The organism is Paenibacillus sp. BK033 (genome assembly GCF_004345425.1).
Taxonomy (GTDB): Bacteria; Bacillota; Bacilli; order Paenibacillales; family Paenibacillaceae; genus Pristimantibacillus.
Genome location: NZ_SLVP01000002.1, coordinates 208108 through 230592, shown reverse-complemented (window position 1 = coordinate 230592; position 22485 = coordinate 208108). Strand labels below are relative to the sequence as shown.

26 protein-coding genes are annotated in these 22485 nt (G+C 53.0%); 24 read left to right on the top strand and 2 right to left on the bottom strand.

Annotated features, from left to right (window positions below; genetic code table 11):
- Positions 1–46: 46 nt before the first annotated feature.
- Entirely contained in the window at positions 47–847 is an 801-nt protein-coding gene (locus tag EV294_RS08280; RefSeq protein ID WP_132305713.1) for a S16 family serine protease, read from the top strand.
- Here the strand turns inward: EV294_RS08280 and EV294_RS08275 are convergent.
- Positions 837–2084, bottom strand: a complete 1248-nt coding sequence (locus tag EV294_RS08275) for a nucleotidyltransferase (RefSeq protein ID WP_132305711.1) — start codon at positions 2082–2084, stop codon at positions 837–839. The two genes, EV294_RS08280 and EV294_RS08275, sit on opposite strands and share 11 nt — an antisense overlap.
- Positions 2085–2245: 161 nt before the next feature.
- Here EV294_RS08275 and EV294_RS08270 point away from each other — a divergent pair, with 161 nt between their 5' ends.
- The 19 genes from EV294_RS08270 to EV294_RS08180 all read left to right on the top strand — a co-directional run bounded on the left by EV294_RS08270 (position 2246) and on the right by EV294_RS08180 (position 18852).
- Positions 2246–2770: a YceD family protein gene (locus tag EV294_RS08270; protein WP_132305709.1), complete on the top strand. Its 525-nt coding sequence runs from the start codon at positions 2246–2248 to the stop codon at positions 2768–2770.
- 37 nt (positions 2771–2807) lie between these two features.
- On the top strand, positions 2808–2981 hold the full coding sequence (gene rpmF / locus EV294_RS08265; RefSeq protein WP_015845071.1) for a 50S ribosomal protein L32: 174 nt from the start codon (positions 2808–2810) through the stop codon (positions 2979–2981).
- A gap of 178 nt (positions 2982–3159) precedes the next feature.
- Positions 3160–3732 carry a transcription factor FapR gene (fapR, locus tag EV294_RS08260; RefSeq protein WP_132305707.1) on the top strand — a complete coding sequence of 191 codons (573 nt, stop codon included), beginning with the start codon at positions 3160–3162 and terminating at the stop codon, positions 3730–3732.
- A 58-nt stretch (positions 3733–3790) separates the two neighbouring features.
- Positions 3791–4783 (top strand): phosphate acyltransferase PlsX, encoded by a 993-nt coding sequence (gene plsX / locus EV294_RS08255; protein WP_132305705.1) that lies wholly within the window; start codon positions 3791–3793, stop codon positions 4781–4783.
- On the top strand, positions 4783–5769 hold the full coding sequence (locus tag EV294_RS08250) for a beta-ketoacyl-ACP synthase III (RefSeq protein ID WP_132307143.1): 987 nt from the start codon (positions 4783–4785) through the stop codon (positions 5767–5769). Before plsX ends, EV294_RS08250 begins: the two co-directional genes overlap by 1 nt.
- A 14-nt stretch (positions 5770–5783) precedes the next feature.
- The gene (fabD, locus tag EV294_RS08245; protein WP_132305703.1) at positions 5784–6707 is read left to right on the top strand and encodes an ACP S-malonyltransferase; all 924 of its coding nucleotides are present in this window, start codon (positions 5784–5786) and stop codon (positions 6705–6707) included.
- Positions 6708–6742: 35 nt separating this feature from the next.
- Positions 6743–7492, top strand: a complete 750-nt coding sequence (gene fabG / locus EV294_RS08240) for a 3-oxoacyl-[acyl-carrier-protein] reductase (protein ID WP_132305701.1) — start codon at positions 6743–6745, stop codon at positions 7490–7492.
- Positions 7493–7586: 94 nt separating this feature from the next.
- Positions 7587–7820, top strand: a complete 234-nt coding sequence (gene acpP / locus EV294_RS08235; protein WP_091181516.1) for an acyl carrier protein — start codon at positions 7587–7589, stop codon at positions 7818–7820.
- A 150-nt stretch (positions 7821–7970) separates the two neighbouring features.
- The gene (gene fabF, locus EV294_RS08230; RefSeq protein ID WP_132305699.1) at positions 7971–9212 is read left to right on the top strand and encodes a beta-ketoacyl-ACP synthase II; all 1242 of its coding nucleotides are present in this window, start codon (positions 7971–7973) and stop codon (positions 9210–9212) included.
- Positions 9202–9897, top strand: coding sequence for a ribonuclease III (gene rnc, locus EV294_RS08225; protein WP_132305697.1), 696 nt, complete (start codon positions 9202–9204; stop codon positions 9895–9897). The genes fabF and rnc overlap by 11 nt, the downstream gene beginning before the upstream one ends.
- Before the next feature lie 153 nt (positions 9898–10050).
- Positions 10051–13638: a chromosome segregation protein SMC gene (gene smc, locus EV294_RS08220; RefSeq protein WP_132305695.1), complete on the top strand. Its 3588-nt coding sequence runs from the start codon at positions 10051–10053 to the stop codon at positions 13636–13638.
- Between the two features lie 35 nt (positions 13639–13673).
- Entirely contained in the window at positions 13674–14672 is a 999-nt protein-coding gene (gene ftsY, locus EV294_RS08215) for a signal recognition particle-docking protein FtsY (protein WP_132305693.1), read from the top strand.
- A gap of 117 nt (positions 14673–14789) precedes the next feature.
- Positions 14790–15161 (top strand): YlxM family DNA-binding protein, encoded by a 372-nt coding sequence (gene ylxM, locus EV294_RS08210; protein ID WP_208403219.1) that lies wholly within the window; start codon positions 14790–14792, stop codon positions 15159–15161.
- A gap of 15 nt (positions 15162–15176) precedes the next feature.
- On the top strand, positions 15177–16565 hold the full coding sequence (ffh, locus tag EV294_RS08205; protein WP_127499257.1) for a signal recognition particle protein: 1389 nt from the start codon (positions 15177–15179) through the stop codon (positions 16563–16565).
- Positions 16566–16608: 43 nt separating this feature from the next.
- Positions 16609–16881, top strand: coding sequence for a 30S ribosomal protein S16 (gene rpsP / locus EV294_RS08200; RefSeq protein ID WP_132305691.1), 273 nt, complete (start codon positions 16609–16611; stop codon positions 16879–16881).
- A gap of 25 nt (positions 16882–16906) precedes the next feature.
- Complete coding sequence (locus tag EV294_RS08195) at positions 16907–17137, top strand: KH domain-containing protein (protein WP_127499255.1); 231 nt, start codon at positions 16907–16909, stop codon at positions 17135–17137.
- 73 nt (positions 17138–17210) lie between these two features.
- Positions 17211–17732 (top strand): ribosome maturation factor RimM, encoded by a 522-nt coding sequence (gene rimM, locus EV294_RS08190; RefSeq protein WP_132305689.1) that lies wholly within the window; start codon positions 17211–17213, stop codon positions 17730–17732.
- Positions 17732–18478 carry a tRNA (guanosine(37)-N1)-methyltransferase TrmD gene (gene trmD, locus EV294_RS08185; protein ID WP_132307141.1) on the top strand — a complete coding sequence of 249 codons (747 nt, stop codon included), beginning with the start codon at positions 17732–17734 and terminating at the stop codon, positions 18476–18478. The genes rimM and trmD overlap by 1 nt, the downstream gene beginning before the upstream one ends.
- Positions 18442–18852 carry a hypothetical protein gene (locus EV294_RS08180; protein ID WP_132305687.1) on the top strand — a complete coding sequence of 137 codons (411 nt, stop codon included), beginning with the start codon at positions 18442–18444 and terminating at the stop codon, positions 18850–18852. The genes trmD and EV294_RS08180 overlap by 37 nt, the downstream gene beginning before the upstream one ends.
- Before the next feature lie 8 nt (positions 18853–18860).
- Here EV294_RS08180 and EV294_RS08175 read toward each other — a convergent pair whose 3' ends face one another.
- Positions 18861–19316: a C1q-like domain-containing protein gene (locus EV294_RS08175; protein WP_132305685.1), complete on the bottom strand. Its 456-nt coding sequence runs from the start codon at positions 19314–19316 to the stop codon at positions 18861–18863.
- A 467-nt stretch (positions 19317–19783) separates the two neighbouring features.
- On the opposite strand from EV294_RS08175, the gene rplS reads away from it, so the two are divergent.
- The 4 genes from rplS (at position 19784) to EV294_RS08155 (ending at position 22437) form a co-directional block, all read left to right on the top strand.
- Positions 19784–20125 (top strand): 50S ribosomal protein L19, encoded by a 342-nt coding sequence (gene rplS / locus EV294_RS08170; RefSeq protein ID WP_132305683.1) that lies wholly within the window; start codon positions 19784–19786, stop codon positions 20123–20125.
- A 106-nt stretch (positions 20126–20231) separates the two neighbouring features.
- A complete protein-coding gene (gene lepB, locus EV294_RS08165) occupies positions 20232–20909 on the top strand; it encodes a signal peptidase I (protein WP_132305681.1) in 678 nt (225 codons plus the stop codon).
- 20 nt (positions 20910–20929) lie between these two features.
- Positions 20930–21823 (top strand): ribosome biogenesis GTPase YlqF, encoded by an 894-nt coding sequence (ylqF, locus tag EV294_RS08160; RefSeq protein WP_132305679.1) that lies wholly within the window; start codon positions 20930–20932, stop codon positions 21821–21823.
- A 2-nt stretch (positions 21824–21825) separates the two neighbouring features.
- The gene (locus EV294_RS08155) at positions 21826–22437 is read left to right on the top strand and encodes a ribonuclease HII (RefSeq protein ID WP_132305677.1); all 612 of its coding nucleotides are present in this window, start codon (positions 21826–21828) and stop codon (positions 22435–22437) included.
- The last annotated feature ends 48 nt before the right edge of the window (positions 22438–22485 follow it).

Here is a 22485-nt window from a genome sequence, read left to right as displayed (position 1 = left end):
CGACTCGGGCGGGATAGACCAAGCCCTTGCGAAGGGAGGGAGTTCAATGAGCAAGCTTAGGCTGAGCGGCAGGGCCAGGCAGGCGGCGGGGATTTTTTTGATAGCCGTAATGCTGTGGGTCATTGTGTATGCTCCGACACCGCTTGTTGTCTATGAGCCGGGTCTTGCGTTCGAGACTGAGCCGTTCGTGCAGGATGGCAGCGGCAGCTCAGGAATCCGGCAGACCACTTCGGAAGCGGGCAATCGGGGCGCTTTTTTGGTCACAACCGTTAAATTGACGGACGCGAAGTATTGGCAGGCTATCCAATCGGTCTGGAACAAGGACTTCCAAGTAGTTAGCAGAGACTCGGTCATGAAGGGGTTGTCGCAGAAGGATTATCTGGCTCGGATGTCCAAGGACATGCTTGCTTCGCAGAGCAGCGCGGTTGAGGCTGCCTATCGCTATGCGGGCATACCGTACAAATTATCGCCTGCGGGGCTTCAGCCGGACGATGACAGAAAGAAAATCATGATCGCAGCAAACGACGTCGGAGGACCGTCTGCCGGTCTGATGTTTGCGCTGCAGTCTCTTAATCTCCTATTGAATGAGGATTTTACCCGGGGGTTAAGAATTGCGGGAACGGGAACGATCGACAAAGACGGGAAGGTCGGGTCAATCGGCGCAATCTCGTTAAAAGTGGTTACGGCGGAACAGGCGGGGGCAGAGCTGTTCCTTGCTCCAACAGATAACTATAAAGAGGCTGCGGCGAAAGCGAAGGAGCTTCGCAGCGAGATGAAGGTGGTTCCCGTCACCTCGCTGGGCTCGGCGATTGCGGCCATACAGGATGAAGCCGGTTTTACCCGATAATAACCGGTCTGTCCGTAAAATCGCGGTACAACGCTGCCGCCGATTCATGCCCGGGCTGGGCCAGCATATAGACCGCCGAAGCTTGGGTATCAAGCTCGAGGTATCTGGACTCGATTGGAGCTCTGGCGGCGCTTAGCAGAACGGGGAGCTTAGCTTCCTTCTTCATGCGGCGCAGAAGCTGCCGTCCTTTGCTTGTGAATCCAAGCACCCGGATATATTGAACGCCGGAAGCCAATTTCTCGGGAGTGAAATCTTCTTTTTTATGGCGGAGCAGAATAGAAAGCAGGGAGCGCTGCAGCTTGGTTCTCGTGTAACGCTTTGTCTTCAGAGCATCCAGCAGCGGCTCAAATCCCGTATGGTCCAGGTTCGGCAGAGCTTGAAGAAGCCGGTATTCGAGCCCTTCCGTCATTTCCCGGTATCCGGCGAGCTGTTCCGGCGTACGGGTGACAACGGCATGCAGCAGCTGATGGACGAAGTTGGCCCAGCTGACGGGGCTTCTCCCGGAGGACCATTCCCTCTGCATCACTTCAAAAGTTCCGGCAGGCACCAGCGGCCTGCTTGCTTCAAGCTCACCGCCTTCGATCAGCAGCTTGCGGATCGCGGTGGCGCTGGCAATAGCGCTGTCGGTAACCGTCGTTTGACCGTATTCGGATTTCTCCCGCCGAATCGTGTAGGGCAGCATCCGCCCGCCGATCCGTTCCAGCGCGATTAAATAATGAAGACCAAGCGTATGGTTCGGCTGGGCGAAAGGGAAGACAGCCGCATCCGCCTTGCCGACCGATTCAAGGTAGGAGGCGATCGCAGAGCTATAAGCGCTTGGATAGCTGCTTCCGTTCTCCATTGCTTCCCGAAGCAGTTGCTGAAAGGCTGGCGGCTCGTGGGCAACAAGCTTGGCCGCTTCGTGCAGCGCCTGAAGCTCTCCGCTCTCCGTACCGAAGCAGAAGGCGTCTACGACACCGGTCGCCTCCAGGGTGGCGACCGCTCCGTAAGCGAACCATTCCGCCGCTTGCGTAGCGTAGGCGACCGGCAGCTCCAGGACGAGATCGCAGCCGCCGCGAAGCGCGGCTTCCGTCCTGGCCCATTTATCCATGACGGCCGGCTCTCCGCGCTGCAGGAAATTTCCGCTCATGACGGCGACAACGGCATCGGCTTCTGCTATTTTGACCGATTCGCGCAAATGATATTGATGACCGTTGTGAAATGGGTTATACTCAACAATTAGTCCTACCGTTCGCAAGCTGACATCTCCTTGTCTCAGATGGATATATGTCCCATCATAGCACAAGGCCATCGTTATATTCACGAAATAACGGGGCAAAAGATGAAAAACAGTGTGAAAATGTTGACAAAACCGCTCGAAGATAGATATAATAATTTTTGTTTGTTTGGGGTGATCACATGCAGTTTCATGTACAAGAAACGATGTCCAAAGGCATTAAGGCAAAGATTGATGAGAATCTCGATGTGTCCGCTTTATTCAAAGACAGATCGGATGTCATTAGTACCGGTCCGCTCCATGTGTCGCTTCAGGTAACAGGCAATGAAGGCTCGATTGCGGTCGAAGGCGAATTGACCATTGATTGGGAGCTCGCTTGCTCGCGTTGTCTTGACCCGGTGAAGCTTCATACGGTAATCCCCGTGTCCGACCAGTTCAAGCCGGCATCCGACAAGGATGAGGAAGAATCGGAAGAGGATGAGGATGACGACGTTATTGCCGTAACGGGGGACAGGCTGGATTTGAAGCCTTATGTGGAAGAAGTGCTTCAGCTGTTCATGCCGTTCGCGCCGTTATGCAGTAAGGATTGCAAAGGACTGTGCCAAAATTGCGGACAGAACTTAAATGAACAAAAATGCGGCTGCTCTACCGAGAGAATTGACCCTCGCATGGCAGTGCTCAAGGATTTATTCAAAGACGAACAATAAAGCGTGATTCATTGATTCTGTGAAGGAGGTGGGAAACATGGCAGTACCTCAAAGAAGAACATCCAAAACTCGCCGCGACAAACGTCGCACGCATTTCAAACTGGCGGTACCAGGTATGGTAAAATGCGAGCAATGTGGAGAGCTGAAACTTGGCCACCACGTATGCAAAGTGTGCGGATATTACAAAACGAAAGAGATTATTTCCCAATAATCTCGGGGTTTCCCACAATAGCACTTCATTACGATGAGGTGCTATTTTTTTGTGTCCGTTGCTTACATACTCTTTTTTTTATATACTTATTTAGTACCAGGTTATAATATCAGCCATTATTCGAGTAAAATCAGACAAGGGTCACAATACTGATAAGGTGGTGCCGAAGATCGAACGAATGCCTAAGCGACAGCGGCATCAGCTGCTCGCGCAATTAATTGACGAAAATCCGTTTATGACGGACCGGGAGCTGACGAGACATTTGAAAGTCAGCATTCAGACCATAAGGCTTGACCGGATGGAACTGGGCATTCCCGAACTGCGCGAGCGGATGAAGCTGATGGCTGAGCGTTCTTACGATTCCGTTCAGTCCTTGCCGCTGCACGAAGTGATTGGTGACATCGTAGATCTGCAGCTGGACAAAAGCGGGATCTCGATATTCGAAATTCGAGAAGAGCATGTTTTCTCTCGTACGGGGATTGCCCGGGGCCATCACGTATTTGCCCAGGCGAACTCGCTGGCTGTAGCTGTAATTGAAGAAAAAATCGCTCTGACGGTTACGGCGGACATCCGCTTTATCCGGCCTGTTAAGCTGGGCGAAAAGTGCATTGCAAAAGCTTATGTACGTTCGATATCCGGCGAGCGCCACAAGTCGAAGGTGGAGCTCTTTACCTATGTCGGGGATGAGATGGTGTTCCAGGGGAACTTCGTCATTTACCGGTCGGCTGGTGAAGGAGAGAGCGAGGCATAGGCTTTTATGTTAGCGCTTTGCCTGTCTTATAGGGCAGAGCTTCTGGGAGGTAGTAAACATGCGGATCGCCATAGATGCGATGGGAGGCGACCATGCGCCCGGGCTTATCGTTCAGGGCGTGCTGGAAGCTGCGGCGGAGTGGCCGGATACGGAGTTGGTTCTTGTTGGCGATACGGCGGCAGTCGAGCCGCTCCTCAAAGGACAAAAGCCGGCCAACGTGACGTTATGCCATACGGATGAGGTGATCGGTCCGGATGAAGAACCGGTCAAAGCGGTTCGCCGAAAAAAAGGCTCGTCCATGGTCGTTGCGGGACAGCTGGTTCGGGAAAAACGTGCCGACGCCATGATTTCCGCGGGCAACACCGGAGCTTTGATGACCACCGGTTTGCTTGTTGTTGGCAGACTGGACGGTATCGAGCGCCCCGCGCTTGCTCCAATGCTGCCGACAATGGACGATATAGGGGTTCTTGCGCTTGACCTTGGCGCCAATATGGATGCCAAGCCCGAGCATTTGCTCCAATACGCAATCATGGGCAGTATTTACCGTGCAAAGGTGCATGGGTTTGACAACCCGCGCGTTGGCCTCCTGAATGTCGGTACCGAAGAGCGCAAAGGCAACGAGCTGACCAAAGCGGCCTATGATCTGCTTGAGCAGGCGCCGATCCATTTTATTGGCAACGTTGAAGCGCGCGACTTGCTTAATCGCAGCTGCGACATCCTCATTTGCGATGGTTTCGCGGGGAATATTATGCTTAAAGCGATGGAGGGGACGGCGGGATCGCTGATGACCTTCTTGAAAGAGGCTTTTGGCGAGACGATGTTGACGAAGCTTGCCGCAGCGATAATGATGCCAAGACTTCGCGCATTGCGGAAAAAGATGGATTACAAAGAACATGGGAGCGCTCCGCTGCTTGGCTTGAACGGGCTGGTGATGAAATGTCACGGTTCGTCGGATGCTACGGCTGTGAAAAACGCGATCCGGCAGGCCCGGACGGCTATTAAAGCCCAGCTTACGGAATCCATCGCGGCGGAAATAGGCGGGAGGTCATGATGAATCTACATCCTGTTGGCATTATTGGTACGGGCAAATACGTTCCCGACCGGATTTTATCCAATAAAGAACTTGAACAAATGGTGGAAACCAACGACGAGTGGATCGTAACGCGCACGGGTATCCGCGAACGCCGTTTGGCGGCAGCGGAGCAGGCGACTTCCGATCTGGCTTATCAAGCCTCTCTGAAAGCAATCGAAGCGGCGGGCATCACCATTGAAGACCTTGATCTGATTATCGTATCGACCATTACGCCGGACACGTTCTTCCCTTCGACGGCATGCCTCCTGCAAGAAAAGCTCGGAGCAAAAAAAGCCGCTGCATTTGATTTGTCGGCCGCTTGCTCCGGATTTATTTACGGGCTCGCAACCGCTTCGAACATGATTGCTACGGGCATGTATAAGCATGTCCTGGTTGTAGGGGCCGAGACATTGTCACGCATTACGGATTATACCGACCGCAATACATGCATCTTGTTTGGCGACGGCGCTGGCGCCGTTGTGCTTGGACAGGTAGAGGAAGGACGCGGCTTCAAGTCGTTCGAGCTTGGCGCGGACGGGGGCGGCGGCGAACTTCTTAAAGTGAGCGGCGGCGGTTCGCGTATGCCTTCAACGGCAGAAAGCGTCGCGTCGAAGCAGCACTACATTCATATGGCCGGCAATGAAGTGTTCAAATTTGCCGTGCGGATCATGGGCAACGCGGCGGAGGAAGCTCTCCGCAAAGCAGGCATGAGCAAAGAGGATATTAATCTGCTCGTTCCTCACCAAGCGAATGTCCGTATCATTCAATCGGCACTTAACCGTCTGGATCTGTCGGAACAGAAATGCATGATCAATCTGGACAAATACGGCAATATGTCAGCCGCATCGATTCCTGTTGCGCTGGCCGAAGCCGTAGAGCAAGGAAAAGTAAACGATGGAGACTGCCTCGTGTTTGTTGGCTTCGGAGGAGGCCTGACCTGGGGCGCTTCCGTATTGATCTGGTAACGGAGGGAATTCATTTGAGCAAAACAGCATTTGTATTTCCCGGCCAAGGCGCACAAGCCGTCGGCATGGGCAAAGACGCTTATGAAGCATTCGAAAGCTCCCGCTCTGTATTCGAGCAAGCGGACGAAGCGCTGGGCTTCAAGCTGAGCGATATTATTTTTAACGGTCCGGACGATGCGCTGAAGCAAACGGCGAATACCCAGCCAGCGCTTCTGACCGTAAGCGTTGCGCTGCTGAAGGCGCTCGAGGGCCGGGGACTCAAGGCCGATTACGCGGCTGGCCATAGCCTTGGCGAGTACAGCGCGCTGGTTGCGGCGGGCGTACTTGGCTTTGAGGATGCGGTCCGCACGGTTCGTGCGCGCGGCGAATTCATGGAGCAGGCTGTTCCGGGCGGACAAGGCGCAATGGCCGCCGTGCTTGGAGCGGAACGCGGCGTTCTGGCCGAATTATGTTCGAAGATCACGGAAGAAGGAAATACGGTTGAGCTGGCGAATGTTAACTGTCCGGGTCAAATCGTGGTTTCCGGTTCGGCAGCCGGCGTTCAAGCGGTTGTTGAGCGGGGCAAAGAAGAAGCCGGCGCGAAGCGAGTCATTCCGCTGGAAGTAAGCGGTCCGTTCCATTCCTCGCTGATGAAGCCTGCGGCTGAGAAGCTATCCGGCGTATTGTCGGAAGTAGCGATGAACGATGCGGCTATTCCGGTAGTGGCGAACGTAACCGCTGCTCCGGTGACGGAAGCGGCAGCGATCCGCAATCTTCTGGTCGAGCAGGTTTATTCACCTGTTCTATGGGAAGACAGCATTCGTTATCTCGCCGAACAAGGCGTAGACACGTTTGTTGAGATCGGCTCGGGAACCGTGCTTGCCGGCCTGATCAAGAAAATCGACAAAAATCTGCGCGTCATCTCTGTGAACAGCATTGCTGCTTTGGAAACACTGTAGTATCGTTCTCATGCAAAACTTGGAGGAGGCATACCATGTTTGCTAGTCTTGAAGGCAAAAAAGCGCTTGTAACGGGCGCATCCCGCGGTATCGGCCGCGCCATCGCCGTCGCACTTGCGGAAGCTGGCGCCGATGTAGCGATCAACTACTCCGGAAGCGAGGCTTCCGCGGCGGAGACGGCCAAAGCGGTTGAAGCGTTTGGCCGCCGCGCTATTATTCTGAAGGCGAACGTTGGCAAATCCGTTGAATTCGAAGCCATGGTCAAGGAAGTTGTTGATCAATTCGGTTCAATCGACATTTTAGTGAATAACGCAGGCATTACAAGAGATAATTTAATTATGCGTATGAAAGAAGAGGAATTTGACCAAGTTATTGAGACGAACTTGAAGGGCGTCTTTAACGGAATCAAAGCGGTTACGCGGCCTATGATGAAGCAGCGTTCCGGACGCATTATTAATATCTCTTCAGTAGTTGGCGTGCTCGGAAATCCGGGTCAATCGAACTATGTGGCGGCGAAAGCCGGCGTAATCGGCCTTACGAAGTCCAGCGCGCGCGAGCTTGCCTCCCGCGGCATTACCGTAAACTGCATTGCTCCCGGCTTTATTCAAACGGATATGACGGACAAGCTGTCCTCCGAGATGAAGGAATCGCTTTCGTCGCAAATCCCTCTTGCGCGCCTTGGCGCGTCTGAGGATATTGCGGCAGCGGTACGCTTCCTCGCATCCGATGCTGCTTCTTATATGACCGGCCAAACCGTCCATATTGACGGCGGCATGTACATGTAAGATAGCATCACGCCGCAATGACCGGAAATGCAACGGTTACGTATGGCGTTTTGTCTTAAATTCTCGTATAATACCCTAGGAGGAGGTGAATCGGATGTCCGAAGTAGTAGAACGTGTAAAGCGTATCGTCGTCGACAGACTTGGCGTAGACGAAGCGGAAGTCACGCTGGAAGCTTCCTTCAAAGATGACCTCGGCGCTGACTCTCTTGATGTCGTTGAGTTGGTCATGGAACTGGAAGACGAGTTTGATATGGAGATCTCTGATGAAGATGCAGAGACCATCACCACGGTGGGAGAAGTAGTCAATTACATACAATCTCATACGTAAGGAAACAAGGGTCCCGTTGTAATAAACGGGACTTCTCTCCATCTGAAGCACGGAATCATCATGATATTATGAATGAGCTTGTACGCTTTTTACTATAGAAGATGTGATGCACGCATCTAAATTGCAGTCCACTTTGAGGTGAATCTTACAATGAAACAAAGAGTTGTCGTTACCGGCATGGGGGTTATTACCTCGCTCGGTGCAGACCTGGAACAGTTTTGGGGTAATTTGATGGAAGGGAAATCGGGCGTATCGCGCATCGAAGCGTTTGACGTATCCGAATATCCGACTCAAATCGCCGCTGAAATAAAAAACTTCAATCCGGAAGATTACAATCTTGATAAAAAAGAAGCGCGCCGCATGGACCGTTTCGTTCAATTCGCATCCGTAGCCAGCTTAAGCGCGGTCAAAGACGCGGGTCTTGAGATCGGTTCCAATGTCGATCCCGAGCGCGTTGGCGTCATCGTGGGCTCCGGCATCGGCGGTCTCGGGACCTGGGAGGACCAGCATAACATCCTGCTCGAGAAAGGTCCAAAGCGCGTAAGCCCGTTCTTCATTCCGATGATGATCGCGAACATGGCTTCCGGACAAGTCTCGATGCTGACCGGCGCGAAAGGTCCGAACAGCACGGCGGTTACGGCTTGCGCAACGGGCACGCACTCGATCGGCGATTCGTTCAAGATGATTCAACGCGGCGATGCCGACGTCATGATCTGCGGCGGCGCGGAAGCGACAATCCGTCCAACGGGTCTTGCCGGCTTCTGCTCGATGCGCGCGATGTCCGTTCGCAACGACGAGCCGGAGAAAGCAAGTCGTCCGTTTGATATCGGCCGCGACGGTTTCGTCATGGGCGAAGGCGCAGGCGTTCTGATCCTGGAATCGCTGGAGCATGCGCAAAAGCGCGGCGCTCGCATCTACGCGGAAGTCATTGGCTACGGCATGAGCGGTGACGCTCACCATATGACGGAGCCGGATCCGGACGGAGCGGCACGCTGCATGACGAAAGCGCTGCGCGACGCGGGAATCGAACCAGAGGCGATTGATTATATCAACGCTCACGGTACTTCGACGCCGGTGGGCGACCGTTCCGAAACCAGCGCGATCAAAAAAGCGTTTGGCGAGCATGCTTATAAGCTGGCCGTAAGCTCCACCAAATCGATGACAGGCCACTTGCTTGGCGCTGCCGGCGGCGTGGAGGCCGTTATTTTGGGCCTTACGCTCAATAACGGCGTTATTGCTCCTACCATTAACCTGGAGAATCAAGATCCCGAGCTTGACCTGGATTACGTGCCGAATACGCCGCGTAAGGCGGATGTCAGAACGGCATTGTCCAATTCGTTCGGCTTCGGCGGTCATAACGCGACGATCGTGATGAAAGTCTATGAAGCGTGATTCCATTAACGAGCTGCAGACCCGTCTGCAGCTTCGCTTCAAACAGCTCAAGCTGCTGAAGCAGGCTTTTACGCATACTTCCTATGTCAATGAGCATAAACACGGGACGATCGAGCATAATGAACGCCTGGAATTTCTGGGCGATGCCGTATTGCAGCTCCTCGTATCGGAATATTTGTTTGCGGCTTATCCGAACCGTCCGGAAGGAGAGCTGACCCGTATGCGCGCATCCGTCGTTTGCGAGCCGTCATTGGCTCAATTCGCGGAGCGGCTGGAGCTTGGCGCCCATATTCAGCTTGGAAGAGGCGAAGAGCAGCTTGGAGGCAGACAGCGTCCCGCGCTGCTTGCCGATTTGTTTGAAGCTTTTGTCGGAGCCATCTTCCTTGATGCCGGCATAGAACGGACAAGAGCTTTTCTTGAGACGCATATGTTCCCGTACATTGAATCCAATGACTATGGCCTGCTGGTGAAGGACTTCAAGTCCAAGCTGCAGGAGCGCGCCCAGCACAAGGGGCTTGGCGCCGTAGAATACCGGATTATGGAAGAGCGTGGGCCTGCCCATGACCGTGAATTTGTCGTCGAGGTTTGCATCGGCGACATTCCTTACGGTAACGGCAGCGGAAGAACGAAGAAGGAAGCGGAGCAGCGTGCTGCGGCAGTTGCTTGGCAATCGCTAACGGAATAATGGAATAAGCCTGTTGCGGACTCAAGTCAGGGATCTGCGGCAGGCTTTTTTCTTTTTCATTTCTTCGGTACCTAGTCTGATTTTACAGCGGGTAAAAGGTTAACGAGCCGCGTTAAGTTGTGTTACAATAGGCGATGAGGTGAAAGCCAGGTTATGTTCCTGAAACGGATAGAATTATCGGGATTTAAATCGTTTGCCGACAAGACGGAAATGGAATTCGTCACCGGCATTACGGCTGTCGTTGGACCTAACGGCAGCGGTAAAAGCAATATATCGGACGGCATCCGCTGGGTGCTGGGCGAGCAGAGCGCCAAGAGCCTTCGCGGCGGCAAGATGGAGGATATTATCTTTGCCGGAAGCGACGCGCGCAAGGCCGTTAACTATGGAGAAGTATCGCTTACGCTTGATAACGGCGATGGGGCGCTGCCGCTTGAATACAATGAAGTGACGGTTACCCGCCGCGTCCACCGGAGCGGCGATAGCGAATATATGATTAACAAGCAGTCTTGCCGGTTAAAGGATATTACCGAGCTGTTTATGGATACGGGTATCGGCAAGGAGGCCTATTCCATTATCGGACAAGGCCGTATTGAGGAAATATTAAGTACCCGTTCGGAAGACCGCAGGGGTATTTTTGAAGAAGCGTCAGGCATTGTCAAATATAAATCGCGTAAACGCGAAGCCCAGCGCAAGCTGGAGGATACGGAGAATAATCTGCTCCGGATCCATGACCTTGTGACAGAGCTGGAGGACCAGGTCGAGCCGCTCCGCGTTCAATCGGAGAAAGCCATCCACTTCAAGCAGCTTAAAGAGCAGTTGAAGACGCAGGAGATCTCGATGTACGTACATAACATTGAAAACGTGTACGGCTCTTGGTCGGAATCCAATGCCAAGCTGGAGCGTTTGAAGCGTGAACAGCTGGAGCTGTCTACCGTTGTCAGCAAGCATGATGCCCATCTGGAGAAGGACCGTCAGGCGCTCCGCGAGCTGGAGGAAGCGCTCGACCGTCTTCACGAGGACATGCTTCACTACAGCGAAGAGTACGAGAAATGCGAAGGCTACGGCGAGGTTCTGAAGGAACGGAAGAAGAACCTGGAGCAAAACAAAAAGCAGCTTGAAGAAACGATTTCCGCACAAGACGAGAGAATCGCGGCGCTGACCAGCGAAGAAGCGGAATTCCGCAATCGCGCCGCGGTATTGGAGCTGCAGCTGGCGGAGCTCAAGCATAAGCTCGCCGTTGAGGAAGATCATTTGATTGGCGTAACCGGCGGTACGGCGGCGGATGCCGAAGAAATGCTGAAGGGCGAGTTGCTTGAGGTTCTCAGCACAATGGCTCAGCTGCGCAACGAAATCCGTTACGCTGCCCAGCAGCAGGAAGCGGTTCAGCGCCGCATGGAGCGCCTCAGCGACGAGGAAGCAAAGTGGGCGGAGCAGCAGCGTAAGCTCAATGCCCGCAGAGCAGAGCTCGAGAAGCAGCTTGAAGCTACGCTTGACGCCATCGGCAAGGCGCGCACCAAGTATATCGACCAAGCGGAAAAGGCCAAGGAGCTGGGTCAAATCGCGGAGGACGCTACGGCCGCGCTGCGCAAATGGGAGCAGAAACTCGATGCGCAAGTCTCGCGGCGCGATACGATGAAGGAAATGCAGGACGCATTGGACGGCTTTATGCATGGCGTCAGGGAAGTGCTTAAAGCTTCCCGCAGATCTTCCGGATCCGGAGGAATCAGCGGCGTGCACGGCGCCGTGGCCGAGCTTGTCCGAGTCCCCGAGAGAATAGAGACCGCTGTGGAAACCGCGTTAGGCGGAGCCCTGCAGCATATCGTTATGGAAGACGAGAAATCGGCGCGAAGCGCAATTTCCTTCCTGAAGCAACGCCAGCTTGGCCGTGCGACGTTCCTGCCGCTAGACGTTATCCGGGGCCGTCATGTTCCCGAGCACGAAAAGCGGATGGCCGAGTCGGTTGACGGCTTTGTCGGGGTTGCGGCGGATTTGGTATCCTGCGAACCGCGTTACGAAGCGATTATTCAAAATTTGCTCGGTAACGTGCTTTTGGCCGAAACGCTAGAGCAAGCCAACCGTATTGCATCCAAATGCCAATACCGCTACCGCGTCGTGACGCTGGAAGGCGATGTCGTAAATGCCGGCGGTTCGATGACGGGCGGCAGCCTCCAGAAGAAGGGGGCAAGCTTGCTTGGCCGTCAGCGCCAGATTGAAGCATTGGATCAAGAGATCGCCGAGGGCGAGAAAACAATCGCCCAGCTGCGCGACAAGTTAAGCGATATCCGCAAGGAGCAGTCCATCCTCTCGCAAAACATGGAGGAGCTTCGCTCGCAGGCCGAGCAGTTCCGGATTGACGAGCAGCAGGTCCGCGCCGAGCTGCAGCAGCTGAACAATGAAGCCAAGAACCTTAGCGAACAAGAGCAGCTGTTCACCGCAGACCGCACGAATCATACAGCGGAGCAGCAGTCGATGCAGAATATGGCGGCGGAAGCCGAGGTTCGGCTTGAGCAATTGACTGCGGACGAAGCACGTCTGCAGGAAGCGATCAGGCTGGCTGAAGAGCGCCGCAAGGCAAGCGAGACGGCGAAGGAGGAGCTGCAGGTCCAGTTGACGGATTTGAAAATTTCCGTCGCGAAGACCGATCAGGAGAAGCAATCCTTCGAGGATCAGGCGGCTCGCGTCCGCGCCGATATTCAGCGCGCCAAGCAGGAACTCGCCAACTACCGCAATCTGTATAGCCAGCAGGCTGCGGAAGCGGAGCGTCACAGCGAGGAGACGGTCGCCCAAATCGAGCAGCTGAACCATCTGCGCCTGAAGAAGCAGGAATGCGCGGAACAGACGGACCTGAAGCGTTCGGCCCGTGCCGACCGGGTGAAGGAGCTGGAGCAAGGCGAGAGCGATACGAAGGAACAGCGCGGACAGCTTCGTCAGGTGGAAGAGCAGATGCGCCAGACCGAGATCGCGGCTAACCGCCTCGATGTCGAGTTGGACAACCTGCTCCGCAAGCTGAGCGAGGAATACGAGCTTAGCTTTGAACTAGCGAAGGAGCAGTATCCGGTGCCCGAGGATATCGTAGGCACGCAAAACGCCGTCCGCGATATCAAGCGCCAGATTACGGCGCTTGGCGACGTCAACCTGGGCGCCATCGAAGAGTATGAACGCGTAAGGGAGCGTTTCGAATTCCTTACCGAGCAGAAGGACGATCTTGTTGAAGCCAAAACCACCTTGTATCAGGTTATCCGCGAGATGGACGAAGAGATGTCCAATCGCTTCCGGTCAACCTTCGAGCAGATCCGCAGGCATTTCGTGGTCGTATTCGCGAAGTTGTTTGGCGGAGGCCGGGCCGACCTGGTATTGGTTGATCCGGAGAGGGTCCTGGATACGGGGATTGATATCGTGGCTCAGCCTCCGGGCAAAAAGCTGCAAAACCTGCAGCTGCTATCCGGCGGTGAGCGGGCGCTTACGGCTATCGCCTTATTGTTTGCCATCTTGCAGGTGAAGCCGGTGCCGTTCTGCGTGCTGGACGAGGTAGAAGCGGCTCTCGACGAAGCGAACGTTGCCCGTTTCGCCCAATACTTGCGCGAGTTCTCCGGACTTACCCAATTTATTGTCGTAACGCACCGCAAAGGCACGATGGAGGAAGCCGATGTCCTGTACGGCGTAACGATGGAGGAAGGCGGCGTATCGAAGCTGGTATCCGTGCGCCTGGAAGAAGACGCGGAAGAGCAGGAATCCGCATAAATAGCGGCCTAATAGGATGGAGGACTTGAACCCGAATGAGTTTTTTCAAAAAGCTGAAGGAAAGCATCGCTTCGAAAACCGAAGCGGTAACGACGATATTCAAGGAAGGTCTGACCAAGACGCGCGTTGCCCTTGTCGAGAAGGTCGAAGAGCTGATTACGCGCCGCAAAAAAATCGATGAGGAGTTCTACGAGGAGCTCGAGGAAATTCTCATCGGTGCCGATGTCGGCGTCAATACGGTTATGACCTTGATTGACGAGCTTCGCGCCGAAGTGAAGAAGCGTAAAATCGAGCAGGCAGCCGAGCTGCAGCCAATCCTGTCGGAAAAGCTGATCGGTTTGCTGAAGGGGGAGCAGAACCCCGGTCTTCAAATGGCGAAAAGCGGCATTACCGTTATCTTGTTCGTTGGCGTTAACGGCGTCGGCAAGACAACAACGATCGGCAAGCTCGCCCATAAATTCAAAAGCGAAGGCAAAAGCGTGCTTCTGGCGGCGGGCGACACATTCCGTGCGGCGGCTATCGAGCAGCTCGAAGTATGGGGGCAGCGCGTTGGCGTTGACGTGATCAAGCAGCAATCCGGTTCCGATCCGGCCGCGGTTATGTTTGACGCGGTTCAAGCGGCAAAGCAGCGCGGCGTTGACGTCCTTCTCTGCGATACGGCCGGCCGTCTCCAAAACAAGACTAACCTGATGGAGGAGCTGAACAAGATTTTCCGCGTTATCCAGCGCGAAATTCCGGATGCTCCGCATGAAGTGCTGCTGGTGCTAGATGCGACAACGGGCCAGAACGCCCTCAGCCAAGCGAAGCTCTTCGGCGAAAAGAGCGGGGTTACCGGGCTTGTTCTGACCAAGCTCGACGGTACGGCAAAAGGCGGCATTGTTATCGCCATCCGCAATGAACTAAACCTGCCGGTGAAGCTTGTTGGTCTTGGCGAGAAGATGACGGACCTTCAGGAATTCGACTCCGAGCAGTTCGTTCATGCCTTGTTTGCTGGGCTGATCCAGCGTGAAGAAGAACAGTCCGAAACAAATTAAATAAGTGACAAGGACAAAAGCTTGACAGTGCCAACGGCGATCGTGTAAGATAAGAGACGTTGTGACACTGTCAAGGCTTTTTGCTTGACGGATGATTTGGAAAGGGGCTTTGAGCGGATGACCATACATGAACCCGATGCCCTAGCCAAGACAACACGCATCAACTTATTATTTGATTTCTATGAGCCGCTGCTCACGGAGAAACAGCGGACCTTCTTAAAATATTATTTTCACGACGATTACTCGCTTGGCGAGATCGCAGCCGAATCCGGCATCAGCCGGCAAGCCGTTTACGAGCATGTGAAGCGGGCGGAGCAGGTGCTTGAGGGCTATGAAGCCAAGCTTCATCTGCTGGCTAAGCATGAAACCATGCAGCAGCTTGCCTCAGGGCTGGAACGGAAGGTTGCCGAGCTGCCAATCGATCCTACTTATAAGCAAAATCTTCTAAAAGACATAGAGCAATTGACGAAGACCGAAATTATGATGTGACGGAGGTGACGAATCATGGCGGCATTTGAGAGCTTAACGAACCGATTGCAAAATGTGTTCAGCAAGCTGAGAGGCAAAGGCAAAGTAACGGAAGAGGACTTGAACGAGGCGATGCGCGAGGTACGTCTTGCGCTGCTCGAAGCTGACGTTAACTTTAAGGTCGTCAAAGATTTTATCGCCAAAGTGAAAGAGAAGGCGCTTGGCCTGGATGTTTCCAAGAGCTTTACGCCAGGCATGGTCGTCATCGACATCGTTAACAAAGAGTTAACGGAATTGATGGGCGGCACGCAAAGCAAGCTTGCAAAAGCGAACAAGCCTCCTACCGTTATTATGATGGTTGGTTTGCAGGGTGCGGGTAAGACGACGACTACAGCCAAGCTGGCCAAATTGCTTCAAAAAGGCAATAGCAAGCCGCTGCTCGTAGCGTGCGACATTTACCGTCCCGCGGCGATCAAGCAGCTGCAAGTGCTTGGCGAGCAGATTAACGCCCCGGTATTCTCGCTTGGCGACCAGACTTCACCGGTTGAGATTGCAAAAGCGGGCCTGGCGCATGCGAAAGAAAACCACAACGATTACGTCATCTTCGATACCGCGGGCAGGCTGCATATCGATGAAGCGCTGATGGAAGAGCTGAAGCAAATTCATCAGAACGTGAAGCCCGATGAAGTCTTGCTCGTCGTTGACGCGATGACCGGTCAAGACGCGGTAAACGTTGCGCAGAGCTTCCATGACCAGTTAGAGCTAACGGGTGTCGTTCTGACGAAGCTTGACGGCGATACGCGCGGCGGTGCGGCATTGTCCGTCAAAGCGGTAACCGGCAAGCCGATCAAGTTCGCTGCGATGGGCGAGAAGATCGATGCGCTTGAGCCGTTCCATCCGGACCGGATGGCTTCCCGGATTCTCGGGATGGGAGATATGCTGTCCCTGATCGAGAAAGCGCAAGCGAACATTGATGCCGATAAAGCGGCCGAGATGGAACGGAAAATGCGGACCGCCGAATTTACGTTCGACGACTTCCTTGAGCAAATGGCGCAAATCCGCAATCTTGGTCCGTTGGATCAGCTGATGGATATGCTGCCCGGCATGAACAAGATGAAGGGAAACATGAAGGATCTGAAGGTGGACGAGAAGCAGATCAACCGCGTTGAAGCGATTGTCCGCTCAATGACGAAGGCGGAGAAGCAAAAGCCGGAGCTACTGAACCACAGCCGCCGCAAACGCGTAGCAGCGGGCAGCGGCACGTCGATTACGGAAGTCAATCGGCTTATCAAGCAATTCGAAGACATGCGCAAGATGATGAAGCAGTTCTCGTCCATGATGGGACCTAAAGGTCCAAAAGGCGGAATGAAAGGTCTGAAGGGCATGCTTGGCAAAGGCGGAAAAGGGTTTAAGTTCCCGTTCTAACCGATATAAAGCGCAGTTGATTAACCGAAGGAGGTGAATTTCCATGGCAGTACGTATTCGTCTGAAACGTATGGGTGCTCACAAGGCTCCATTCTACCGCGTTGTCGTTTCTAACTCCCGTTCCCCACGTGACGGTCGCTTTATCGAAGAAATCGGTACTTACAACCCGGTTGCTCAACCGGCTCAAGTGTCGATCGACGAAGAGAAAGCTTTGAAATGGCTGCAAACAGGTGCTCAAGCATCTGATACCGTTCGCGACTTGCTTTCCAAAGCAGGTGTCCTGAAAAAGTTCCATGAGCTTAAGCAACAGAAATAACTGTTGAACAGCGGAGGGCCTTGAAATGAAAGAATTGATTCTTGTCATCGCAAAGGCGTTAGTGGATCATCCAGAGGACGTGCGCGTGAATGAGCGAGAGGATGACCGAGGTACGGTGTACGAGCTGTCGGTTCACGCCGATGATATCGGCAAGGTAATCGGCAAGCAGGGACGGATTGCGAAAGCAATTCGCGCCGTCGTTACGTCAGCGGCCATCAAATCCCAGAAGCGCGTTATCGTAGACATCATATCGTAAAAACATACGATGCAGGGTTAGGATAATTATCCTAGCCCTTTTTCGTACAAATAGAGACGGGTGGTTACATACGATGAGCAAAAAATATTATAATGTCGGCAAGCTTGTGAATACGCATGGCCTGCGCGGCGAAGTTAAAGTATTGCCCCAGACGGATTTCGCCGAAACCCGGTTTGCGAGCGGAAGCAAGCTGTCCCTGCAGCACCCTGACAGCGGACAAAAGCTCGAAGTGGAGGTAACCGGCGCCAGGGAGCATAAAGGGATGTTTATCCTGAAGCTGAAGGGCTTTTACGACATTAACGAGGCTGAGAAATACAAGGGCTGGACGCTGAAAATCGCCGAGGAAGAATTGGACCAGCTCGAAGATGGCGAATACTATTACCATGAAATCATGGGCTGCCGGGTATTAACGGAAGACGGCGAAGAGCTTGGCACAATCTCGGAGATTCTCCGCCCCGGCGCGAATGATGTATGGGTCGTGGATATGCCAAAGAAAAAGCAGCTGCTCCTGCCGGTTATTGACGATGTCCTGCTGAAGGTCGACGTGGCAAACAAAACGGTAACCGTACGGTTGCTGGAAGGGCTGATCTCATGATGCGTATCGATGTGCTGACGCTGTTCCCGGAGATGTTCGACGGCGTATTTGGCGCGAGCATCCTGGGCAAAGCTAAAGAAAAAGGAATTGTATCGCTTGAAGCGATTAATTTCCGCGAGTACTCCAATAACAAGCATAACACGGTTGACGATTATCCGTACGGAGGGGGAGGCGGAATGGTCCTCAAACCCGAACCCGTATTTGCCGCTGTAGAGGATTTGATGGCCAAGAAGGAGAGCGGAGCTCGTCCCCGCGTTATTCTGATGTGCCCGCAAGGCGAATCCTTCACGCAAAAGAAAGCCGAAGAGCTGGCAAAGGAAGAGCATCTTGTGCTGATCTGCGGTCATTACGAGGGCTACGACGAACGTATTCGGGAGCACTTGGTAACCGATGAGCTGTCGATTGGCGACTATGTGCTGACAGGCGGAGAAATCCCGGCAATGGCCGTTATCGACAGCGTCGTTAGGCTGCTTCCCGGCGTGCTAGGCAACGAGACTTCCGCAGTCACGGATTCCTATAGCACGGGTCTGCTGGAATATCCGCATTACACGCGACCGCCCGTATTCAGGGACTGGGGAGTCCCGGATGTGCTTGTTTCCGGCAATCATGCCAAGATTGACGCCTGGAGACGCGAGCAGTCGCTGCTCCGGACGCTTGAGCGCCGTCCGGATCTGCTGGATAAGGCAGAGCTGACGGATAAGGAACGCAAGTGGCTGAACCTTCAACAGAAAAATCAATCGACATAAAAAAGAACCGTCGCACAGCCTATAAGGCCGAGCAGGCGGTTTTTTTGCCCTATTTAGATGCAGCTTGTACCAGATGGTTCGCTGCAATGCTCCGGATGTTGCTCGAAATGGCATGGAAAGCCGATTTCAGGATCCCTTTTTTTCGCCTTATTTTCAGGCGCGGAATGAACCGGCTTGCAAACGCATTTGACAGTTTTAACGGGTTTGCAGCATTTGACAGGTTTGCAGCATTTAACGGATTTACAGCCGTAACCGCTTTTCTTTTTGGAGCTGCTTTTCTTCTTGCAGAAGCCGTATCCGGTTTTTTTGGCGTAAGAACGGCAGCCGTAACCCAAAGTTTTTACTTCTTGTTCTCTATTACTCATCGTCCGTAACCTCCCCCTTAACGAATTCTTTTTCCTTTGAAACGAGTGGAGCCTCCCTTTAAAATGAAGCCGCCGGAGACATGGGATGAAGCAGATAATTTGACTTTGTCTCCCTTGCGGAGTCTTTTGACGGCAGCCGCCGCAATAATCTCGCGGTCCGAATGAATGACTTTGCTGCCGGCAAAAACAACGATATCGTTGACGGTAAGAAGAAGCTGTACCTCGTCCGGCTCCTGCGAGCCTCTGCGGTAAAGGATGCTGCCGAATAGAGAGTAGACGCCGTCATGCTTTGGCATAAACGATGAAGTGACGGGGTTATATTCGTTTGCCGCATCAAAGATAACTTTGCCATACTTTACCGTAACGCCAAACTCCGGTCTGCCGATGGATTGATTTTTTGCAGAGACGGCTTTGAAAGCGGACTTAAACGACCGTGGACGGCATGTCCCTTTTTTTACTTTGCGGATCGACATCAAGACATGACCTCCTTTCCTGAGAAATCATTGCTGTCACAGCAATACTTCAAGGTATGCATATTGAAATTTGATAGAAACGGCAGATGTAGCGAATCTATTAAATAGGCGCGCGTAAAAAGAACTCCCTGTCCGAAGAGGTCGTAACAATTCCGCGGCCTGCGCTCAAGGTCTGAACGAAGGGCAATTGCGAATTATGCGGCAGAAACGGCATATAACTCGGAAGTCCATGAAATAGGCTATATATAATGGATTAAACGTGTATATTGCTTATCTTTTGGATATACTGAAGAAATAATAGAATTTTTGCGGGCAATACGGAATATTAGGTTGAAAAATGTTCTACGCTGTGATAAAATTTCAAATGTTGTTCGTATTAATCGGGCGGTCCGCTAATAGTGATGACGCTGCTCATAGGAGCAGAAAGAGCTATTAAGAACGTCTATGGTGGAAGGAGTGAAACTACAATGAATCTTTTACAAACGATTGCTCAGGAACAGCTTCGTCAAGACCTTCCTAGCTTCCGTCCTGGTGACACGCTGAAAGTACACGTTAAAGTTATCGAGGGCTCGCGCGAGCGTATTCAGTTGTTCGAAGGCGTTGTAATCAAACGTCGCGGCGGCGGAATCAGCGAAACTTTCACAGTTCGCAAAATTTCGTACGGTGTCGGTGTGGAAAGAACTTTCCCGCTGCATTCGCCAAAACTCGAGAAAATTGAAGTTGCTCGTCGCGGTAAAGTGCGTCGCGCGAAACTGTACTATCTTCGCGAACTGCGCGGTAAAGCTGCAAGAATTAAAGAAATTCGTTAAGATCAAACGACAAGAGGGGCTTGCTCAAACAAGCTCCTTTTCGTTATTTTGACATGACTTGCTATGTACGAATAGGGACACTATAGAATGGAAAGAAGGCGTACTGGTGAATTCACAACAACATAATGAAGATTCGAATCAGCAATCAGAAGCAATCGATGGATCTGTACTGAATACATCAGGACCCGCTGACGCTAAAAAAGGCGGACGAGCTTACAAGGAAATTGTAGATTGGATTAAAGCGCTCGCAATCGCGGTCATTCTCGTGTTTATTATCCGTACGTTTCTGTTCTCGCCATTTATCGTTGAAGGACCTTCCATGGAGCCTAACTTCTATACGGGTGAGCGCCTGATTGTCAACAAGCTGATTTTCAAAATCCGCGAGCCGCATCACGGAGAAGTCGTGGTGTTCCATGTGCCTGATCAAGGACGCGATTTCATTAAACGGGTTATCGGCGTACCGGGCGACACGATCAAGGTTGTGGGCGACGACGTGTTCGTTAACGATCAGAAGGTTGATGAGCCTTATATTAAAGAAGCTATCGAAGCGGCACATGCGAACGGCGAGCTGTACAATACCGGACCGGACTTCCCGAACGCGAACGTTTCGGAATCCGTTGTTCCGGACGGCAAGATTTTTGCAATGGGCGACCATCGCGGAAACAGCCAGGACAGCCGCGACATCGGCTTTGTATCCGAAAAAGAAGTTATCGGCCGTGCAGACGCCATGTTCTGGCCATTAAATAAAATCAGCATCATTAAGCGCTACAAAGTGCACTGGTAATGTTGCAATGAGGTGAGGAAATGACCATTCAATGGTTTCCCGGTCATATGACCCGGGCAAAACGGCAAATTCAAGAGAAGCTTAAACTAATCGATATTGCCATTGAGCTATTGGATGCGCGTATTCCGCTTTCCAGCCGCAACCCGATGGTTGATGAGATACTCGGCGGCAAGCCGCGGCTGATTGTTTTGAACAAGTCGGATTTAGCCGATCCGAGGGTGACGGAGCAATGGATCGACTATTTCAAATACGAAGGTCATGAAACGGTAGCCGTCGATTCGTCGACAGGCACGCGCGTCGGTGATATTCCGGTGAAGGCCAAGGAAATATTGCAGGAGAAAATCGAACGTCAGGTGGCGAAAGGGATGAATCCTCGTGCCGTTCGGGGGCTGATCGTCGGTATCCCGAATGTCGGCAAATCGACGCTGATCAACCGCCTGGCTGGCCGCAACATCGCGATCACGGGAGATAAACCGGGTGTTACGAAGGGACAGCAGTGGATCAAAACAACCTTCGACATGGACCTTCTCGATACGCCGGGCATTCTGTGGCCGAAGTTCGAGGATGAACTCGTTGGCTACCGTCTTGCGATGACGGGCGCGATCAGAGAGCAGATCCTGAACGTGGAGGATATCGCGTTTTTCGCGGTTCGCGAGCTTGCCGAGCGTTATTGGCCGGCGCTTCAGGAGCGTTTCAAACTGGACAAAGCCCCAACCGATCCATCGGAGTCGGATGAAGTGGTAAGGATTATGGAAGACATCGGCCGCCGCAGAGGCTGCCTCGTAAGCGGGGGGCAAGTGGACTTGGAGAAAGTATCCGGCATTATTTTGCGGGAGCTCCGTTCAGGCAATCTTGGCCGCATAACGCTGGAAGCACCGTTCCCTGCGGCTGCAGGCAGACCGGGGGAGCAATAAACGTGCTGGAATACGAACAGAGATTATGGGATGAAGGGTATTCCGCCATTGCCGGCGTGGATGAGGTAGGCAGAGGCTGCCTGTTTGGCGACGTTGTGGCCGCAGCGGTTATTTTACCGCCTCATCTTGTTCTTGAAGGCGTTAACGACTCCAAGAAGCTGTCGGAGAAAAAGCGGAACGAGCTCTACGACATCATCGTTGACAAAAGCATGGCGTGGGCTGCGGCTCGCGTGGATGCCGAGACCATTGACCGAATCAACATCAAGCAGGCTGCAAGGCTTGCCATGAAGATCGCGCTGGAATCGCTGAAGACGGAACCGGATTATTTGCTAGTGGACGCGGAAAAGGTAGACCTGCCGAAGCCTCAGCTAGCGATAATAAAAGGGGATGCCACCAGTCAGTCGATTGCCGCCGCCTCGATTATCGCGAAGGTGACAAGAGACCGGCTGTGCGAGAAAGAATGGGAGCGGCTTTATCCGGAGTATGGAATTGCGATACATAAAGGCTATGCAACCAAGCTGCACCGGGAACGGCTGCTCGAATACGGTGCAAGTCCGCTTCACCGCAAATCTTTCTTGGGTAAAATATTCGTGGAGCAACAACAGCTATTTTAAAATAATTTTCTTAATATGGTGCTGGAAAGACAGCGTACTGCTCGCAAT

What these genes read in the sequence shown, in the direction of transcription:
- acpP (WP_091181516.1), top strand. Translation starts at nt 7,587, where the DNA reads ATGTCCGAAGTAGTAGAACGTGTAAAGCGTATCGTCGTCGACAGACTT.
- EV294_RS08195 (WP_127499255.1), top strand. Translation starts at nt 16,907, where the DNA reads ATGAAAGAATTGATTCTTGTCATCGCAAAGGCGTTAGTGGATCATCCA.
- rimM (WP_132305689.1), top strand. Translation starts at nt 17,211, where the DNA reads ATGAGCAAAAAATATTATAATGTCGGCAAGCTTGTGAATACGCATGGC.
- ylqF (WP_132305679.1), top strand. Translation starts at nt 20,930, where the DNA reads ATGACCATTCAATGGTTTCCCGGTCATATGACCCGGGCAAAACGGCAA.
- plsX (WP_132305705.1), top strand. Translation starts at nt 3,791, where the DNA reads ATGCGGATCGCCATAGATGCGATGGGAGGCGACCATGCGCCCGGGCTT.
- EV294_RS08280 (WP_132305713.1), top strand. Translation starts at nt 47, where the DNA reads ATGAGCAAGCTTAGGCTGAGCGGCAGGGCCAGGCAGGCGGCGGGGATT.
- ylxM (WP_208403219.1), top strand. Translation starts at nt 14,790, where the DNA reads ATGACCATACATGAACCCGATGCCCTAGCCAAGACAACACGCATCAAC.
- rnc (WP_132305697.1), top strand. Translation starts at nt 9,202, where the DNA reads ATGAAGCGTGATTCCATTAACGAGCTGCAGACCCGTCTGCAGCTTCGC.
- rplS (WP_132305683.1), top strand. Translation starts at nt 19,784, where the DNA reads ATGAATCTTTTACAAACGATTGCTCAGGAACAGCTTCGTCAAGACCTT.
- fapR (WP_132305707.1), top strand. Translation starts at nt 3,160, where the DNA reads ATGCCTAAGCGACAGCGGCATCAGCTGCTCGCGCAATTAATTGACGAA.
- ftsY (WP_132305693.1), top strand. Translation starts at nt 13,674, where the DNA reads ATGAGTTTTTTCAAAAAGCTGAAGGAAAGCATCGCTTCGAAAACCGAA.
- EV294_RS08250 (WP_132307143.1), top strand. Translation starts at nt 4,783, where the DNA reads ATGAATCTACATCCTGTTGGCATTATTGGTACGGGCAAATACGTTCCC.
- fabG (WP_132305701.1), top strand. Translation starts at nt 6,743, where the DNA reads ATGTTTGCTAGTCTTGAAGGCAAAAAAGCGCTTGTAACGGGCGCATCC.
- rpsP (WP_132305691.1), top strand. Translation starts at nt 16,609, where the DNA reads ATGGCAGTACGTATTCGTCTGAAACGTATGGGTGCTCACAAGGCTCCA.
- fabF (WP_132305699.1), top strand. Translation starts at nt 7,971, where the DNA reads ATGAAACAAAGAGTTGTCGTTACCGGCATGGGGGTTATTACCTCGCTC.
- rpmF (WP_015845071.1), top strand. Translation starts at nt 2,808, where the DNA reads ATGGCAGTACCTCAAAGAAGAACATCCAAAACTCGCCGCGACAAACGT.
- smc (WP_132305695.1), top strand. Translation starts at nt 10,051, where the DNA reads ATGTTCCTGAAACGGATAGAATTATCGGGATTTAAATCGTTTGCCGAC.
- trmD (WP_132307141.1), top strand. Translation starts at nt 17,732, where the DNA reads ATGCGTATCGATGTGCTGACGCTGTTCCCGGAGATGTTCGACGGCGTA.
- EV294_RS08270 (WP_132305709.1), top strand. Translation starts at nt 2,246, where the DNA reads ATGCAGTTTCATGTACAAGAAACGATGTCCAAAGGCATTAAGGCAAAG.
- ffh (WP_127499257.1), top strand. Translation starts at nt 15,177, where the DNA reads ATGGCGGCATTTGAGAGCTTAACGAACCGATTGCAAAATGTGTTCAGC.
- EV294_RS08175 (WP_132305685.1), bottom strand. Translation starts at nt 19,316, where the DNA reads ATGTCGATCCGCAAAGTAAAAAAAGGGACATGCCGTCCACGGTCGTTT.